This window comes from Microbacterium forte, from assembly GCF_031885415.1.
Classification (GTDB): domain Bacteria; phylum Actinomycetota; class Actinomycetes; order Actinomycetales; family Microbacteriaceae; genus Microbacterium; species Microbacterium forte.
Window position 1 is genome coordinate 3,576,680 of the sequence record NZ_CP116871.1, and the last position, 16,533, is coordinate 3,593,212.

General features: G+C 69.2%; 16 protein-coding genes. 14 read left to right on the plus strand and 2 right to left on the minus strand.

Annotation, left to right across the window (positions count from 1 at the left end; translation table 11 throughout):
• Positions 1 to 13 precede the first annotated feature (13 nt).
• The 7 genes from OB895_RS17365 to OB895_RS17395 all read left to right on the plus strand — a co-directional run bounded on the left by OB895_RS17365 (position 14) and on the right by OB895_RS17395 (position 7,696).
• Positions 14 to 1,201 carry a heparan-alpha-glucosaminide N-acetyltransferase domain-containing protein gene (locus OB895_RS17365; protein WP_311878427.1) on the plus strand — a complete coding sequence of 396 codons (1,188 nt, stop codon included), beginning with the start codon at positions 14 to 16 and terminating at the stop codon, positions 1,199 to 1,201.
• Positions 1,198 to 2,034 (plus strand): aldo/keto reductase, encoded by an 837-nt coding sequence (locus OB895_RS17370; protein WP_042537356.1) that lies wholly within the window; start codon positions 1,198 to 1,200, stop codon positions 2,032 to 2,034. Before OB895_RS17365 ends, OB895_RS17370 begins: the two co-directional genes overlap by 4 nt.
• 76 nt (positions 2,035 to 2,110) lie before the next feature.
• The gene (gene msuE, locus OB895_RS17375; protein WP_042537450.1) at positions 2,111 to 2,680 is read left to right on the plus strand and encodes an FMN reductase; all 570 of its coding nucleotides are present in this window, start codon (positions 2,111 to 2,113) and stop codon (positions 2,678 to 2,680) included.
• 37 nt (positions 2,681 to 2,717) lie between these two features.
• Positions 2,718 to 4,517 carry a thioredoxin domain-containing protein gene (locus tag OB895_RS17380; RefSeq protein ID WP_311878428.1) on the plus strand — a complete coding sequence of 600 codons (1,800 nt, stop codon included), beginning with the start codon at positions 2,718 to 2,720 and terminating at the stop codon, positions 4,515 to 4,517.
• Between the two features lie 217 nt (positions 4,518 to 4,734).
• A complete protein-coding gene (hisC, locus tag OB895_RS17385; RefSeq protein ID WP_311878430.1) occupies positions 4,735 to 5,808 on the plus strand; it encodes a histidinol-phosphate transaminase in 1,074 nt (357 codons plus the stop codon).
• Positions 5,805 to 7,214 carry an amino acid permease gene (locus OB895_RS17390; RefSeq protein WP_311878433.1) on the plus strand — a complete coding sequence of 470 codons (1,410 nt, stop codon included), beginning with the start codon at positions 5,805 to 5,807 and terminating at the stop codon, positions 7,212 to 7,214. The genes hisC and OB895_RS17390 overlap by 4 nt, the downstream gene beginning before the upstream one ends.
• 2 nt (positions 7,215 to 7,216) lie before the next feature.
• Entirely contained in the window at positions 7,217 to 7,696 is a 480-nt protein-coding gene (locus tag OB895_RS17395; RefSeq protein WP_042537365.1) for an Lrp/AsnC family transcriptional regulator, read from the plus strand.
• 4 nt (positions 7,697 to 7,700) lie between these two features.
• Here OB895_RS17395 and OB895_RS17400 read toward each other — a convergent pair whose 3' ends face one another.
• Positions 7,701 to 9,254 (minus strand): dolichyl-phosphate-mannose--protein mannosyltransferase, encoded by a 1,554-nt coding sequence (locus OB895_RS17400; RefSeq protein ID WP_311878434.1) that lies wholly within the window; start codon positions 9,252 to 9,254, stop codon positions 7,701 to 7,703.
• 48 nt (positions 9,255 to 9,302) lie between these two features.
• Here OB895_RS17400 and rsmI point away from each other — a divergent pair, with 48 nt between their 5' ends.
• From rsmI to OB895_RS17415, 3 genes are read left to right on the plus strand one after another with little or no spacing between them, the layout of a single operon-like run.
• Positions 9,303 to 10,121 carry a 16S rRNA (cytidine(1402)-2'-O)-methyltransferase gene (gene rsmI / locus OB895_RS17405; protein ID WP_311878436.1) on the plus strand — a complete coding sequence of 273 codons (819 nt, stop codon included), beginning with the start codon at positions 9,303 to 9,305 and terminating at the stop codon, positions 10,119 to 10,121.
• Entirely contained in the window at positions 10,121 to 10,741 is a 621-nt protein-coding gene (locus tag OB895_RS17410) for a class I SAM-dependent DNA methyltransferase (protein WP_311878438.1), read from the plus strand. Before rsmI ends, OB895_RS17410 begins: the two co-directional genes overlap by 1 nt.
• A 49-nt stretch (positions 10,742 to 10,790) precedes the next feature.
• On the plus strand, positions 10,791 to 11,897 hold the full coding sequence (locus OB895_RS17415) for a LacI family DNA-binding transcriptional regulator (protein WP_311878439.1): 1,107 nt from the start codon (positions 10,791 to 10,793) through the stop codon (positions 11,895 to 11,897).
• Positions 11,898 to 11,914: 17 nt separating this feature from the next.
• Here the strand turns inward: OB895_RS17415 and OB895_RS17420 are convergent, their stop codons facing one another.
• Positions 11,915 to 12,283 carry a VOC family protein gene (locus OB895_RS17420; protein WP_309690113.1) on the minus strand — a complete coding sequence of 123 codons (369 nt, stop codon included), beginning with the start codon at positions 12,281 to 12,283 and terminating at the stop codon, positions 11,915 to 11,917.
• A gap of 62 nt (positions 12,284 to 12,345) precedes the next feature.
• Between OB895_RS17420 and OB895_RS17425 the strand changes: the two genes are divergently transcribed.
• The 4 genes from OB895_RS17425 to OB895_RS17440 all read left to right on the plus strand — a co-directional run bounded on the left by OB895_RS17425 (position 12,346) and on the right by OB895_RS17440 (position 16,530).
• Entirely contained in the window at positions 12,346 to 12,798 is a 453-nt protein-coding gene (locus OB895_RS17425) for a MarR family winged helix-turn-helix transcriptional regulator (protein WP_309690110.1), read from the plus strand.
• A 179-nt stretch (positions 12,799 to 12,977) separates the two neighbouring features.
• Positions 12,978 to 14,642 carry an ABC transporter substrate-binding protein gene (locus OB895_RS17430; protein ID WP_228385543.1) on the plus strand — a complete coding sequence of 555 codons (1,665 nt, stop codon included), beginning with the start codon at positions 12,978 to 12,980 and terminating at the stop codon, positions 14,640 to 14,642.
• Entirely contained in the window at positions 14,639 to 15,619 is a 981-nt protein-coding gene (locus tag OB895_RS17435) for an ABC transporter permease (RefSeq protein ID WP_042537382.1), read from the plus strand. The genes OB895_RS17430 and OB895_RS17435 overlap by 4 nt, the downstream gene beginning before the upstream one ends.
• Entirely contained in the window at positions 15,616 to 16,530 is a 915-nt protein-coding gene (locus OB895_RS17440) for an ABC transporter permease (RefSeq protein WP_042537384.1), read from the plus strand. Before OB895_RS17435 ends, OB895_RS17440 begins: the two co-directional genes overlap by 4 nt.
• The last annotated feature ends 3 nt before the right edge of the window (positions 16,531 to 16,533 follow it).

Genomic DNA, 16,533 nt, shown 5'->3' on the forward strand with positions numbered 1-16,533 from the left:
GTACGATTCATCCGTGAGCACTGTGTCGAAGCCCCTTCCTGCAACGCGGTGGTTTCGTGAGTTCGGGCGGGCCCCGCGCATCCTCGGCCTCGACGTCGCCCGAGGCCTCGCGATCCTCGGCATGGCCGGCGCGCACATCGGCGAGACCGAGGCGTTCGATCCGTTCGACCTGTCGACGTGGACCGACCTGGTGCACGGGCGCTCGTCGATCCTGTTCGCGGTGCTCGCCGGAATCTCGATCGCCTTGATGACCGGGCGCAGCGCTCTTCCGGACCCCGAGCGGATGCCGAGCATCCGCCTGCAGCTCGTCGGTCGCGGAGCGGTGATCTTCCTGATCGGTCTGGCGCTCGAGATGCTGAACACGCCGATCGCGGTGATCCTCACCCTCTACGGCCTTCTCTACGTGGCCGTCATCCCGTTCCTCCGGTGGCAGCCCTGGAAGCTGCTGATCGCCGCCGGCATCCTGGCGCTCGCGGCGCCGGCCGTGCTCGCGCTGCTGGCCGCCCTCACGCTGTACCCCACCGGAGCGGGCATCAGCCTCGTGCTCTACGGCTCCTATCCGATCACGGCGTGGCTCGCGTTCGTCTTCGCCGGCATGGCTCTCGGGCGCCTGCACGTCGAGAAGCTCGAGACCGCGGCGATCACGTTCGGCGTCGGCGTGGGGCTCATGCTCGTCGGCTATGGGCTCGGCCTCGTCGGGGGTGTCACCGGCATCAGATCCTCCTCGTGGATGACAGGCGGAGAGGGCGCCGCAGGGTGGAGCACCTACCCCGATGCGCTGGCCGCGGCGGACCCGGCTGGGGCCGTCGTCCGGGCGATCTTCGCCGTGGATCCGCACTCCGGCGGAACGGCCGAGATCCTGGGGTCCGGCGGGTTCGCCCTGTCGGTCATCGCGCTGTGCGTGCTGCTCAGCGGACCGCTGCGCGCGGTGCTGCTTCCGCTGGGGGCGTTGGGATCGATGCCGCTGTCGGCTTACAGCGTGCACGTCGCGTCGGTCGCGCTGATCGCAGGACCCGGCGGCTTCTTCTCGAGCAACGCGTTCTGGGCCGCCACCGCGATCGTGCTCCTTCTCTCCACGACGCTGTGGTCGATCCTGTTCGGGCGAGGGCCGCTCGAACGACTCGTCGGCTGGGCTGCGACGAGGATGGCCGCGGTTCCCCCTGGGCCACCTGTCATCACAGGTCGTAGGGTGGGACCATGACGATTCCTGCACTCGAACTGAACGACGGCCATTCCATCCCGCAGCTCGGCTACGGGGTGTTCAAGGTTCCGGCCGACGAGACCGAGCGCGCCGTGAGCGAGGCGCTCGAGATCGGCTACCGCCACATCGACACGGCCGCCATCTACGGCAACGAAGAGGGCGTCGGCGCGGCCATCGCCGCATCCGGCATCGCCCGCGACGAGCTGTTCATCACCACCAAGCTCTGGAACGACCGGCACCACGGCGAGGAGCCGCGTGCGGCGATCGGGGAGAGCCTCGAGAAGCTCGGTCTGGATGCGGTCGACCTCTACCTCGTGCACTGGCCCACCCCGGCCAAGGACGACTACGTGCACGCGTTCGCCAAGCTCATCGAGCTGCGCGACGCCGGCCTCACGCGCAGCATCGGCGTCTCGAACTTCCTGGTGCCGCACCTCGAGCGCGTCGTGGCCGAGACCGGCGTCACCCCGGCGGTCAACCAGATCGAACTGCACCCCGCCTACCAGCAGCGCGACGTCGTGGACTGGGCGACCGAGCACGGCATCCGCATCGAATCGTGGGGGCCGCTCGGCCAGGGCAAGTACGACCTGTTCGGCACGCCCGCGATCGCCGAGGCTGCAGCGGCGCACGGCGTCACCCCCGCCCAGGCCGTGCTGCGCTGGCACCTGCAGAAGGGCTTCATCGTCTTCCCGAAGTCGGTGCGGGCAGAGCGTCTGCGCGAGAACCTCGACGTCTTCGGCTTCGAGCTGACCGACGCCGAGATCGCGAAGATCGACGCGCTCGACCCGCTCGACGGCTCGGGCCGTGTCGGCTCGCACCCCGACGACGTCAACTGAGGCGTCCCGTTTCGACAGATGACGCCCCGTGTCGCTTCGCGCGACACGGGGCGTCGTCGTGAGTAGCGTCAACGGCATGACTGCTCCCTACCGCGTCGTCGCCGTCTCCGGTTCTCTGCACGAGCCCAGCAAGACCACGGCCCTCATCCGTGCGATCGCGGGGGCGATCGCCGAGCGCGCCGAGGTCGAGATCGAGGTCATCGAGCTCACCGACATCGGTCCGTCGCTCGCGGGGGCGCTTCGTCGCGACCAGCTGCCGGCGAGCGTCGAGGAGAAGCTCGTGGCCATCGAGGCGTCAGACCTGCTGATCGTGGGCAGCCCCGTCTACCGCGCGTCCTTCACCGGCCTGTTCAAGCATCTGTTCGACTTCGTCGGCCAGTACGAGCTCGTCGGCAAGCCGGTGCTGCTCGCGGCGACCGGAGGAGGAGAGCGCCACGCGCTGATCATCGAGCACCAGCTGCGGCCGCTGTTCGCCTTCTTCCAGGCGCTGACGCTGCCGCTCGGCGTCTACGCCAGCGACACCGACTTCGACGGCTACGTGATCGCATCCGACGTGCTCCGCGCACGGATCGAGCTCGCCGCAGACCGCGCGCTGCCTCTCGTCGGCTACGCCGCTTCCCGGCCCGTGGAGCTGCTCGTCTCCTGACCGTCTCGTCGAGGCCCGACCGGCGTAGCGTGGGCGTATGACGAACCGGCTCGCCGACACGCTCAGCCCCTACCTCCGTGCGCACGCGGACAACCCCGTCGAGTGGTATCCCTGGGGGCCGGAGGCCTTCGCCGAAGCGCAGCGGCGCGACGTGCCGCTGCTGATCTCCATCGGCTATTCGACATGCCATTGGTGCCACGTGATGGCGAGGGAGTCGTTCGCCGACCCGCACACGGCCGCCCTGATCAACCGCGACTTCGTGGCGATCAAGGTCGACCGCGAGGAGCACCCCGACGTCGACGGTGCCTACATGGCCGCAGCGTCGGCGTTCACGCAGAACCTGGGGTGGCCGCTGACGGTGTTCACGACTCCGCGGGGCCGCACGTTCTATGCAGGCACCTACTGGCCGCCCGAGGCGCGACAGCCCCTGCCCGCGTTCCGCGACGTCCTCGCGGCCGTGAACGAGGCCTGGACCCTGCGCCGGGTGCAGGCCGAGGAGTCGGCGGATGCCGTGACCGATGCGCTCGCCAGAGCGGGGGCCGCCGTGCCCTCGGATCTGCCTGACGCCGCGGCGCTCGCCGGGGCGGCCGAGGCCATCGCTGCACGCGAGGATCGGCAGTTCGGCGGGTTCGGCGGCGCCCCGAAGTTCCCCGTCGCGACGACCCTGGGCCTGCTGCAGACGCCGATGGTGCGGCGGGAGGCTCCGGATGCCGCGGCCGCGGCCGATCGGGCGCTCGCCGCGATGTCGGCATCCGATCTGCGCGATGCCGACGGCGGTTTCTTCCGCTACGCGACGCAACGCGACTGGACCGTGCCGCATTACGAGCGGATGCTGACCGACAACGCCCAGCTGCTGCTCGTGGCACTGGATGCGGGGGACGAGTCGACCGCGCGCGGTATCGCGGACTTCCTCGTGGGCACTCTGCGCCGCGAGGGCGGCGGTTTCGGTGCCGCTCAGGATTCGGAGTCGTGGATCGACGGTCAGCGCAGCGAGGGCGGGTACTACCTGCGACCGGTGACCGAACGGGCGGGACTCGAGCCCCCGGCTGTCGACGGCAAGGTCATCACGGGCTGGAACGGGCTCGCCATCGGGGCGCTGGCGCGCGCCGGGTCGAGGCTCGGCGAGCCCACCTGGGTCGCCGAGGCGGAGGATGCCGCGGCATACGTGCTGCAGGTGAACCGCGACACGGCGGGCGCTCTGGTGCGCGCGTCTCTCGACGGCGTCGCGTCGCAGGCCATCGCGACCGCCGCTGATGTCGCGCTGCTCGCCGACGGGCTGTTCTCGCTCGCCGCCGCGACCGGCGATCCTCGGTGGGCCGTCGAGGCTCGCGACCTGCTCGATGCGGTCCTCTCCGGCATCCAGGGCGATCCGCTGCTCGCTGAGCACGGCATCGCGGCCGCGCCCGATCAGACCGACGGAGACCTGCCTTCGGATGCGGCCGCGGTCGCCGCCGCATCGCTCACGGCCTGGCGGCTCGGTGCAGGGGACCGCTATCGCGGAGCCGCGGCAGCGCGAGTGCGCGAGCACGCCGGCTCGGCGATCGGTCAGCCGTTCGCGCACGGCAGTCTGCTGCGGGTCGCCGCGGGGCTCGTCGATGCCCCCAGGCAGGTCGTCGTCGTCACCGAGGCGCCGCAGGGTGCCCTCGCGTCCGCCGCTCGTCGGGCAGACGCCGATGTCGTCGCGATCGTCACCCCGGAGCAGGCGGGGGCATTCGCGGACGCCGGCTTCGAGCTGTTCGAGGGCAAGGGGAGTGCGGGCGAGCAGGCGTTCGACTGCCGATCGTTCGTGTGCCGGCTCCCCGTGAGCGATCCCGCAGAGCTTCCTCTCGCGCGGTGAGGACTCAGCGAGCGTTGCGCGGGTGTTCCCGCGCGGTGCGCTCGCCCCGCGCTTGACTGTGCAGTCTGCTCGCCGGTTCCGCGATTCCACCCCGCCAGTTGCGCGCGTTGCGCACCGGATGCTGCACCGATTGCCCACCTCTCATCATCCGGTCTAGTGTTGCGCGACAGCAGGCGCCGCCCGGACGCCACCGCATCTCAGCAAGGACGCTCAGACGATGACTCTTCCCACCCGTGCCGGACTCGACGCCGTGCCTGCCTACCGCCAGGGGCGTTCCGCCCCGGCCGGTGCCTCGAAGCTCTCCTCCAACGAGTCTCCGCACCCGCCGCTCCCGTCCGTCGTCGAGGCGGTGCAGCAGCGCCTCGCGACCATCCATCGCTATCCCGACATGAGCGCCGCCGCTCTGCGCGAGCGCCTGGCGGAGCGATACGGCGTCGAGCCGGCGGCCGTCACCGTGGGTGCCGGGTCCGTCGAGATCGCCTCTCAGCTCATCCACGCCGTGGCCGGTGAGGGAGACGAGGTCATGTTCGCGTGGCGGTCGTTCGAGGCCTACCCGTCACTCGTGCGCATCGCCGGAGCGACTCCTGTCGCGGTGCCGCTGAACGCCGAGCACGCCCACGATCTCGATGCCATGCTCGCCGCGATCACCCCGCGCACGAGGCTGATCTTCGTGTGCAACCCGAACAACCCGACCGGAACGGTCGTCGGAGCGGCAGAGCTGGAGGCATTCGTCGCGGCGGTGCCCCGCGACGTGCTCGTCGTGATCGACGAGGCCTACGTGCACTTCGACCGCACGGGGTCGCACGGGGCGGGCGTCGAGCTCTTCCACCGTCATCCGCACGTCGCGGTGCTGCACACCTTCTCGAAGGCGTACGGCCTCGCCGGTCTGCGCATCGGCTACGCACTCTCGCCGCTCTCGGTGGCCGACAGTCAGCGCAAGGTCGCCGTGCCGTTCGGGGTGACCGACCTCGCCCAGGCCGCGGCGCTCGCATCCCTCGATGCGGAGGACGAGCTCGCGGTGCGCATCGACGAGGTCGTCGCGCACCGCGATCGCCTGTGCGCGCTGCTCGTCGATGCCGGCTGGCCCGCCGTCACCTCGCAGGCGAACTTCGTCTGGGTCCCCGCGGGCGACCGCACCGACGAACTCGAGTCCCTGCTGAACGAGGGCGGGGTGATCACGCGGGTCTTCGCCGGTGAGGGGATCCGCATCTCATCGGGTTCAATGGAGGACATAGACCGGGTGCAGTCAGCGCTCCAGGCTGAGACCGCACTGCTGGAGGCACGCGCATGACCGAGGTTCCGACCACGACGACCACGACGAAAGGTCTGCACCCCGGACTGACCCGCCGGCAGATCTCGATGATGGGACTCGGCGGCGCGATCGGCGCCGGGCTGTTCGTCGGTTCGGGCCAGGCGATCAGCATCGCCGGCCCCGCTGTGCTGATCTCGTACCTCGTCGCGGGTGGCATCGTGGTGCTGATCATGGCGATGCTCGCCGAGATGGTCGCCGCCCGGCCGAGCTCCGGTGCCTTCAGCTCGTATGCGCAGAAGGCCATGGGACGCAGCGCCGGCAGCGCCGTCGGCTGGCTCTACTGGATCCAGCTCGTCGTGGTGATCGCGGCGGAGGCGACCGGAGCCGGAGGGATCATCTCTGCCTGGATCCCCGGCATCCCGGCGTGGGTGTGGGTGCTCGTCTTCGTGGTGGCACTGACCGCGGTGAACCTCTTCGGGGTGCGCAACTACGGCACGTTCGAGTTCTGGTTCGCCGCGATCAAGGTCGCCGCGATCATCGTGTTCCTCGTCGTCGGCGTGTGCGCCATCGTGGGCCTCATCCCCGGTGTTCCCGCGACGGGCATCGCCAACCTCGTCGACAACGGCGGCTTCGCACCGAACGGACTGACCGGCATCGCAGCCGCGCTGCTGATCGTGGTCTTCGCGTTCGGCGGCACCGAGGTCGTCGCGATCGCGGCTGCCGAGTCCGACGACCCCGCGCGCAACATCCGTCGGATCGTGCGCGAGGTGCTCGTGCGCATCCTGATCTTCTACGTCGGCTCGATCTTCGTCATCGTGTCGGTGCTGCCGTGGAACGACCCGGCCGTCAAGGACGGACCGTTCTCCGCCGTGCTCGATACCCTGCAGCTGCCCGGCGTCGGGCTCGTGATGGACCTCATCGTGGTGATCGCGCTGCTCTCGGCGATGAACGCGAACATCTACGGCGCATCGCGCATGGCCTACTCGCTCGGGGAGCGCGGTCTGGCTCCGCTCGCTGCGACCCGCACGACGTCGAAGGGCGTGCCGGTGGTCGCCGTGCTCGCCTCCGTCGCGTTCGGCTTCGTCACCGTGGGACTGAACTGGGCGTTCCCCGACGTGGTGCTCCCCGCGCTCCTCAACGTCGTCGGATCCACGCTGTTGGTCATCTGGACGGCGACCGCCGTGTCGCAGATCATCCTTCGCCGTCGTGCCGATCGGGCCGGGGCGGACATGCCGATGCGGATGTGGGGCTTCCCCTGGTTGTCGTGGCTGTGCCTGGCGCTCCTCGCCGGTGTCGTCGCGCTCACGATGATCGACGGCGCCGCGCGCGTGCAGCTGCTGCTCACCATCGGCCTGACCGTCGTGCTCCTGATCGTCGCGCGACTCACGCGGAACGCCTCCCGCCCCGGTGTCACCAGCGAGCGCGACAGCGCGGTGGTGGACTGACCGTGCACATCGACCGCCTCGACGCCGAGCTCATCCGCATGCTCACCGAGTCGCCGCAGCTGCCGATCCTCGAGTGCGCGCGACGACTGGGGGTCGCCAGGGGCACCGCGACCAGCCGTCTCGCGCGCCTGCATGAGGGCGGGGTGATCGAGGCGATCGTGCCACGCGTCGACCCCGCGGGCTTCGGCTACGGGGTCGTCGCGTTCTGCCTCGTCGAGATCGACCAGAAGGTGGGTCACGACGATGTCGCCACGGCGCTCGCCGATGCGGTGCCCGAGATCGTCGACATGCACACCGTGACCGGTGCGAGCGACATGCAGCTGCGACTCGTCGCTCGCGATGCGACCCAGCTGCAGGAGGTGCTCGATCGGGTGGCTCTCGTGCCGGGGGTCTCGCGCACGGCGTCATCGATCGCGATGCGCACCCACCTGTCGGGGCGCGTGCTGCCGCTGGTCGAGCACGTCGCCGGTGACGCCGGCTGACAGGTCAGATCCAGCCGGGCAGCCAGTTGTGGAGCAGCCAGAAGTCGTAGGGCACGCTCATGCCGGTCCACACCGGGTAGAAGAACACCGAGACGAGCAGCACCACGGCGAGGAAGATCATCACCGTGCGCTCGCCTGACTGGCGGCGATGCAGCGGATCGTCTCGTCGCCCCGCGATCTGACGCAGCGCGACGGCGAGCGCGATCACGAGGAACGGCGCCATGGCGACCGTATAGAACTGGAAGATCGTGCGCTCGGGGAAGAGCAGCCAGGGCACGTAGGTCGCCGCGAGTCCGACCAGCGGGAACGTGAACGCGGGGCCGACCGGCGTGCGTTCGATCCACCCGCGCACGAGTCGGTAGATCAAGTAGAGGGCGGCGGCGACACCGGCGTACCAGATGATCGGGTTGGGGATCGTCGAGATCACCGCGATGCAGTGGTCGACACCGCAGGGCCCCGGATCGCTGCCCACCCAGACCGCCGTGGGCCGCAGCAGGAGCGGCCACTCCCACGCAGGGCTCGCGTAGGGGTGCCCCTTGCTGAGGCCGACGTGGAAGTTCAGGATCGCCTCGTGGTAGTTCCACAGTGCGATCAGCGGGTTCGGGTCACTCTGACGGGCATAGCCGCCGGCTGTGACGAGCCACCCCGTCCAGCTGACGAGGTAGGTGGCGAGCGCCGGCAGGACCAGCAGCACGAAGGAGACCGGCCCCTGACGGAAAGCCGCCGCGGTCGGCCAGAGGACGACTCCGGCGCGGCGTCTCGCCAGAGCATCCGTCACCACCACGTACAGGCCGAACGCCGCCAGTGCGTAGAGCCCCGACCACTTCACGGCGCAGGCCGCGCCGAGCGCGACACCCGCGGCGATCAGCCAGGGGCGCCGCCAGCGCACGGGACCCCACATCGGCTCGGGGGAGTCGGGGGCGCTGCGTTCGAGCAGAGGTATCGACCGGTCGCGGTCGATCAGGATGAACAGTGCGCCGAGCATCAGGAAGAACGTCAGCGGGCCGTCGAGCAGTGCGGTGCGGCTCATCACGATGCTGAGGCCGTCGATGGCGAGCAGAGAGCCGGCGACGGTGGCCACGACGATCGAGCCGGTCAGTCTGCGGGCGACCAGGTAGGTCAGCAGCACGGTGGCCGCGCCGAGAAGAGCCGTCGCGATGCGCCAGCCCACCGTGTTGTCGGGGCCGCCGACGGCCATCCCCAGGGCGATGAGCCACTTGCCGAGGGGCGGATGCACGATGAACGCCCCTGCATCCGACAGCGGCAGCTGCTGCAGCGTGATGAACGCCTCGTTCGCGTCCTTGCCCCAGGTGCCCTCGTATCCCAGAGTCCAGAGCGACCAGGCGTCCTTGACGTAGTAGGTCTCGTCGAACGCGAGCTGGTGCGGGTGCCCGAGGTTGACCAGGCGCAGCACCGCAGCCAGGGCGGTCACCACGAGAGGTGCGAACCAGCGCATCATGCGCCCCCAGTCGGGGTCCTGCAGCACGCGGTCGCGCAGTCGCTCGTAGCGCGTCGGTCGCTGCTCGGGGGGAGGCAGCAGGGGCAGGGGCGCGGTCACCGCACCAGCCTAGACACTCCGCCGATGGGGCCCGCCTAAGCTGGGCGGGTGATCATCCTCGCCGCAACACCGATCGGAAACCTGGGGGATGTCTCGCGTCGCCTCGTCGAAGTGCTGGAGAACGCGGAGGTCATCGTCGCCGAGGACACCCGCACCACGCAGAAGCTGATGCAGGCTCTGCAGATCGCGAACCGTCCGCGGCTGATCGCGCTGCACGATCACAACGAGAAGCAGAAGGCGGCAGAGCTCGCGACCCTCGCCATCGAGACCGACGTCGTCGTGGTGAGCGACGCGGGGATGCCGGCCATCAGCGATCCCGGCTACGGTCTCGTCGCCGAAGCCGTCGCGCAGGGCGTGACGGTCACGGCCATCCCCGGACCCAGTGCGGTGCTGATGGCCCTCTCGATCTCCGGGTTGCCGACGGATCGCTTCACCTTCGAGGGGTTCCTGCCCCGCAAGCCGGGGGAGCGGCGGTCGACCCTGCGGGCGCTCGCCGCAGAGCCCCGCACCATGGTCTTCTTCGAATCCCCCGCCAGGCTGGCGTCGTCGCTCGCCGACATGGGCGCTGCGTTCGGTGCCGACCGCAGCATCGCCGTGTGTCGTGAGCTGACCAAGTTCTACGAGGAGGTGCGTCGAGGCACCTCGGCCGAGCTCGTCGAGTGGGCCACGGCGGGGGTCAAGGGTGAGATCGTCGTCGTCGTCGAGGGGGCGCCGCATCGTGAGGCGTCTGCCGAAGACGCGCTCGCTCAGGTGCAGAGCCTCGTCGCATCCGGGGTGCGCCTGAAAGAGGCGTGCGCCGAGGTCGCCGCCGCCACCGGTCTGTCGTCGCGCGACCTGTATCAGGCAGCGCTCGCCGCCCGCAGCTGATGGTGCAGGGCACTGACGCCGCGATCGGCTCCGCCTACGACGCGAGGGCCGCGGAGTACGTCGAGCTGGCCGGCGCGATCGAGCAGATGGATGCACGGGACGCGGCGGTCATCGCTGCCTGGCGTGACGCGACCCCTGGACGGCTGCTCGATGCCGGATGCGGACCCGGGCACTGGACCGAGTTCCTCGGCACGGGCGGGCGCGAGGCGCGGGGAGTCGACCTGTCGGCCGAGTTCATCGCGACCGCGCGGACACGGCACCCCGATGTCCCCTTCGATCTCGGGACGTTCCGCGACCTGCCGCTCGACGGCGGTTCCGTCGGCGGCATCCTCGCCTGGTATTCGCTGATCCACACGCCTCCGGCGGACCTGCCCGAGATCCTCGCCGAGTTCGGTCGCGTGCTGGCACCCGGCGGCAGCATCCTCATCGGATTCTTCGACGGCGAGCCGCGCGAGTCGTTCGCGCACGCCGTCGCTCCGGCATTCTTCTGGTCTGCCGACGCGCTCGCGGAGCTTCTCGCCGATGCAGGCTTCGCGGTCGTGTCCCGTGAGACCCGCGGCCGGGAGCAGGGCGAGATCAGCGCCAGGCCCCACGGCTCGCTCGTCGCGCGCCGACGGTGAGTCTCGCCCCGGGTACCCTGGTGCACACGCAACCGGAGGAGGACCGAGCGTGACCAAGAAGGCGACCGTCTACGACGTCGCAGAGCGTGCGGGCGTGTCGATCGCGACGGTCTCCCGTGTGCTGCGGCAGCCTGATGCGGTGCGTCCGGTCACCCGCGAGCGGGTGCTCGACTCGGTGGCTGCCCTCGGCTATGTGCCCAGCGGCAGCGCGCGCGGCTTGGCCGAACGCCGCACCGGCGTGCTGGGGCTGTACTTCCCGGGCTTCGATGCCTCGGAGGACGCTCCCCTGCTCGATGTGCTCGCCGGGGATCAGGCCGAGGTGCCGCCGTTCACGGTCGAGCAGGCCTCTGCCGACGCGGGGGCGCCGCATCCGACCATGCTCTTCCTCGACGAGGTGCTGCGCGGTGCCGAGCTGGAGGCCTGGAAGCAGGGGTTCGTGCTGATGATCGGCGTCGGGCGGGGAGACCCCGCCCGCGAGACGGTGCGCGACATCGCCGGCCGGGTCGACGGGCTGATGGTGCTGGCGCAGAGCGTGCCGGACGACGTGCTCGCTCGGCTCGCCCAGCGGATCCCCGTGGTCGTGCTCTCGGGTCCGGCGCGCGGCGACAGCTACGACCACGTGACCGTCAGCAACGCCGAGGCGATGTCGGAGCTCACGCGTCTGGTGCTCGCGCAGGCCGACCCGGGAGGCCTCGCTTTCCTCGCAGGCCCCGAGGACTCGCCCGACGGCGCGCAGCGCTGGGAGGGCTTCGCTGCCGCCATAGCCGAGGCGGGCATCGCGGCGGACGATGTGACGGTGCTGCGCGGTGACTTCACGCGCGCATCGGGACGCCGCGCCGCCGAGGAGCTGATCGCCCGCGGCGCACCGGCCGCGTTGGTCGCGGCGAACGACCAGATGGCACTCGGGGCGATCGATGCGTTCCGCTCGGCCGGCATCCGGGTTCCCGACGACGTGCGGGTCACCGGATTCGACGGCATCGAGGCTGCCGCGCTCTCGCGGCCGACACTGACCACGGTGCGTCAGCCGATGATCGACCTCGGCCGCGCCGCCGTGCAACTGCTCGCCAGACGACTGGAGCAGCCGGATGCCGAGCCGATGACGGTGCGCCTGCCGCTGCAGATCCTCGTCCGCGAGAGCTCGCAGCGCCCCGCCTGAGCGGTCTGACGACCCGCTCAGGCGCGATCGTGCAGCGTGATGCGGTAGCCGTCGGGGTCGGCGAACGTGAAGGTGCGGCCGAACGGGCCGTCGATCGGATCCGCGACGATCGTGTGCCCTGCGGCGGCGAGAGCGTCGTGGATCGCCTGCACGTCGCTGGCATGCAGCCAGATCGCGGCGCCGATCCCCGGCTGGTCGACGCCGTCGAGGTCTGTGCCGGGGGCGATATCGCGCAGTGCGAACGCGATGGGTGCGGTCTCGAAGACGACGGCATGCGGCGGCCCCGTCGGCGAGCGGACGAGGCCGAGGTACTGCTCGTAGAACGCCTGCGACGCGGCGAGGTCGCGAGTCTGGAGGGAGATGAAGTCGGGTCCGGTGACGGGCATGATGTGCTCTTTCCTGTGATGTCAGTTATCTGACACGGATCAATGTATGTCAGAATACTGACATGAGTCAAGACGGCGGCGGCATCGACCTCGACACATCGCTCGGATACCTCCTGAAGGAGGCCTCCAGTGCGCTGCGTTCGGCGATGGAGGAGGTGCTGCGTCCGCTCGGCATGACCATCACGCACTACTCGTGTCTCGAACTGCTCGCCCAGCGGCCCGGCCTCTCGAACTCCGAGCTGGCCCGCGGAGCGTTCGTGACGCGGCAGTCCATGAACGTGCTGCTGCAGGCGCTCGAGCGGGATGGATTCGTCACGAGACCGCCCGAGGCTCCGGTGGGCAAGGCGCTGCCGACGACGCTCACGCCGCGGGGGAGGAGCAGTCTGGCGCAGGCCACGGCCGCGGTGCGATCCGTCGAGGTGCGGATGCTCGCGGGCATGACCGACGACGAGCAGGCGGCTGCGCTCCGGGCGCTGCGGAGCATGGTGCGCTCGCTGCGCGATTCACCGCGATAAAGACAGGTTTGGCACCGCTCCCATCCTCGTCACGGTGGGGAAGTCGCCCTCGTTGTGCGGTGGTCGAGGGCTTGCGCTCGCAAAATGTATGCGCTTACAATCACTCATGCGGCTTCGGCCGCGGGGCGCCCCGACCCCCGGGACCCCCCTTCATGACACAGACGACATGAGGTGGCAGTGTGGCGAAGACGCACATGCTCCGGCGCTGGCGGAGAGCCGCGATCGTGGGACTGGCGGCAGCAGCCGTCGTGCTCAGCGGTTGCAGCATCCAGATCAGTTCGCAGCCCGATCCATCGATCGGCGACGACACGATGCTCATCAATGCGGACAAGGGGAACCCGTTCTTCACGCGGAACTTCAATCCGTACCTCACCAACACGCGCACGGCGTCGAGGTGGATCTACGAGCCTCTGATCCTGGTGAACCCGCTCGACGGAACCGAGAACCCGTGGCTCGCGAGCGAATGGTCGCAGCCCGACGCCCGCACGGTCGTGATGACGATCCGCGACGACGTCGAATGGAGCGACGGCGAGAAGCTGACGCCCGATGACGTGGCGTTCACCTTCCAGTTGCTGAAGGACAATCCCTCGCTCGACATCAAGGGCGCCTGGCAGCACCTCGAGACCGTCGAGGTCGACGGCGACGACGTCATCATGCACCTTCAGACAGACGACGCCCCGTCGCTGCCGATCCTCGGTCAGACCATGATCGTGCCAGAGCACCTCTGGGCCGACGTGAAGGATCCGGGTACCTACCGCAACGAGAACCCGGTCGGCACCGGACCGTTCGTGCTCGGCAACTACAACGACCAGCAGTACTCGGTCGACAAGAACCCCGACTACTGGCAGGCCGACAAGATCGAGATCGAGCACATCATCCTGCCGTCCACGAACTCGCAGCTCGACACCGTCACCCGCGGCTACGACTGGGCCTACTCGTTCATCTCCGACGTCGAGGGCACCTGGGGTGCGGCCAGCGAGCACAACGCCTGGTGGTTCCCGCCGGGTGGAGTCATCGCGCTCATGCCGAACCTCGAGGTCGCTCCGTTCGACGACGTGAACGTGCGCCGCGGCATCGCCCTCTCGCTCGATCGCGAGGAGATCGCCGAGACCGCATCCGAGGGGTACATGGAACCCGCCGGGCAGACCGGGCTCATCCTCCCCAACCAGGAGGAGTACCTCGATCCGAGCATCCCCGACCAGGGCATGATCACCCAGGACACGGATGCCGCACTCGCCGCGTTCGCCGAGGCGGGGTACACCCTCGACGGTGACCGGCTCGTGGGCGCCGACGGCACGCAGCTCGAGTTCGCGCTGACGACCGCCAACGGCTTCTCGGACTGGACCCGCGCGGCGCAGACCGTGCAGAGCCAGCTCGCAGACGTCGGCGTCAAGGTGACTCTCAAGCTCCCGCAGCCGGCGGGATATCAGAGCGCCATCAGCAACGGCGACTTCGAGATGGCCATCGGCGGCATGGGCAACGGCAACGTCTACCAGGCGTTCAACAACCTGCTCTCGAGCGAGTTCTACGTGCCGTCCGGCGAGGCGACCGCGAACAACTTCGAGCGGTACCGCTCGGACGAGGCCGACGCCCTGCTCAAGGAGTACCGCGAGACCGTCGACCCCGCCCGCCAGACCGAGATCGTCGAGGAGCTGCAGGGCATCGTCTACGACGACCTGCCCGTCATCGGCCTCTACTACGGCGGGATCTGGGGCCTCTTCAACGACTCCAAGTTCACCGGCTGGCCCACAGAGGACGACCCGTACATGATTCCGCAGAACTACGACTCGGCGCCGCTGGGCATCTTCACCCGGCTCGAGCGCGTCAAGGAGGATGACCGATGAAGTACGTCCTCCAGAAGGTCGGCCTGTTCGTGCTCACGCTGTGGGCAGCGATCACGCTGAACTTCTTCCTTCCGCGCCTCATGCCCGGTTCGCCGGCAGACGCCGCGATCGCGAAGCTCTCGCAGAACGGTCCGGTGTCGGATGCGACGCGGGCCGCGATCGAGGCCCAGCTCGGCGTGCCGACCGGATCGATCTGGGATCAGTACGTGGCGTACCTCGGTCAGGTCGCACGACTCGACTTCGGTGTCTCGTACACGTTCTATCCGCAGAGCGTCTCGAGCATGGTCTCGACCGCACTGCCCTACACGATCGGCCTCGTCGGCATCGTCACGATCCTCGCGTTCGTGATCGGCACCCTGATCGGCACCGCCGCGGCCTGGCGCCGCGGCACATGGCTCGACAGCCTGCCGACTCTGACGGGGTCGTTCCTCAGCACCTTCCCGTACTTCTGGACGGCGCTGCTGCTGCTGTTCTTCTTCGGCTACGTGCTGCACTGGTTCCCGACGACGGGAGCGTATGCGGCGACGACCACGCCCGGGTTCACCTGGGACTTCATCGTCGACCTCGCGCAGCATGCGGTTCTCCCCGCGCTGACCATCCTGCTGACCTCGCTCGGCGGGTGGATCATCGGCATGCGCAACGCGATGATCAACACGCTGGGTGAGGACTACGTGACCTTCGCCGAGGCGAACGGTCTGCACGGTCGCACGATCGCCCTCCGCTACGCCGCGCGCAACGCGATCCTGCCGAACCTCACCGGCTTCGGGCTCACGCTCGGCGGTGTGGTCGGCGGATCGATCCTCGTGGAGCAGGTGTTCGGATACCCGGGCATCGGCTATCTGCTCTTCAACGCCGTGATCGGGCAGGACTACCCGCTCATGCAGGCGCTCTTCCTGATGATCACCGTCAGCGTGCTCATCGCCAACTTCCTCGTCGACATCCTGTACGGCGTGCTGGATCCAAGGACCCGCCGATGACCTCCACCATGAATGTCAAGGTTCCCTCCGACCGGATCGCGGCTCCCAGCCCGTGGCGCTCGTTCGCCCGGATGGTGGGCACCCTCTGGTCCAACGGCAAGGCCCGACTGGGCCTCATCATCCTCGGGCTGTTCGTCGTGGTCGCGGTGTTCGCACCGCTGCTCGCCCCGTACGGCCCCAAGGTCAACACGTTCGAGCGCAACGCCGATGCATCGGCCGCGCACTGGCTCGGCACCACCGCTGCAGGCGAGGACGTGCTGAGCCAGCTGATCTACGGTTCGCAGGTCAGTCTGCTGGTCGGCATGGCCGCCGGCATCCTCTCGACGATCGTCGCCGTGCTGATCGGTCTCAGCTGGGGCTACATGCGCGGTTTCCTGGGGGAGGTGGTCGGCTTCATCGTCAACCTCTTCCTCGTGATCCCCGGTCTCCCGCTCATGATCGTGATCGCCGCGTACCTGCAGAACGGCGGCATCCTGATGATCATCGCGGTCATCGTCGTCACCGGGTGGGCGTGGGGCGCGCGCGTGCTGCGCAGCCAGACCCAGTCGCTGCGAGGCAACGACTTCGTCACCTCGGCGCAGTTCTCGGGTGACAGCCGGGCGCGCATCGTGTTCCGCGAGATCCTGCCGAACATGACGTCGATCATCGCCGGCACGCTCTTCGGAGCAGCGACCGCGGCGATCCTCGCCGAGGCCGGACTCGAGTTCCTCGGGCTCGGCGACTCCAGCATCGTCAGCTGGGGAACGATGCTCTACTGGGCGCAGAACTCCAACTCCCTGCTCACCGGGCAGTGGCTGCTGCTGTTCGCCCCCGGTCTCTGCATCGCCCTGCTCGCTCTGAGCCTGACACTGATCAACTTCGGCGTGGACGGCATCTCCAATCCGCGCCTGCGAGAGGGGAAGGGACGATGAGCG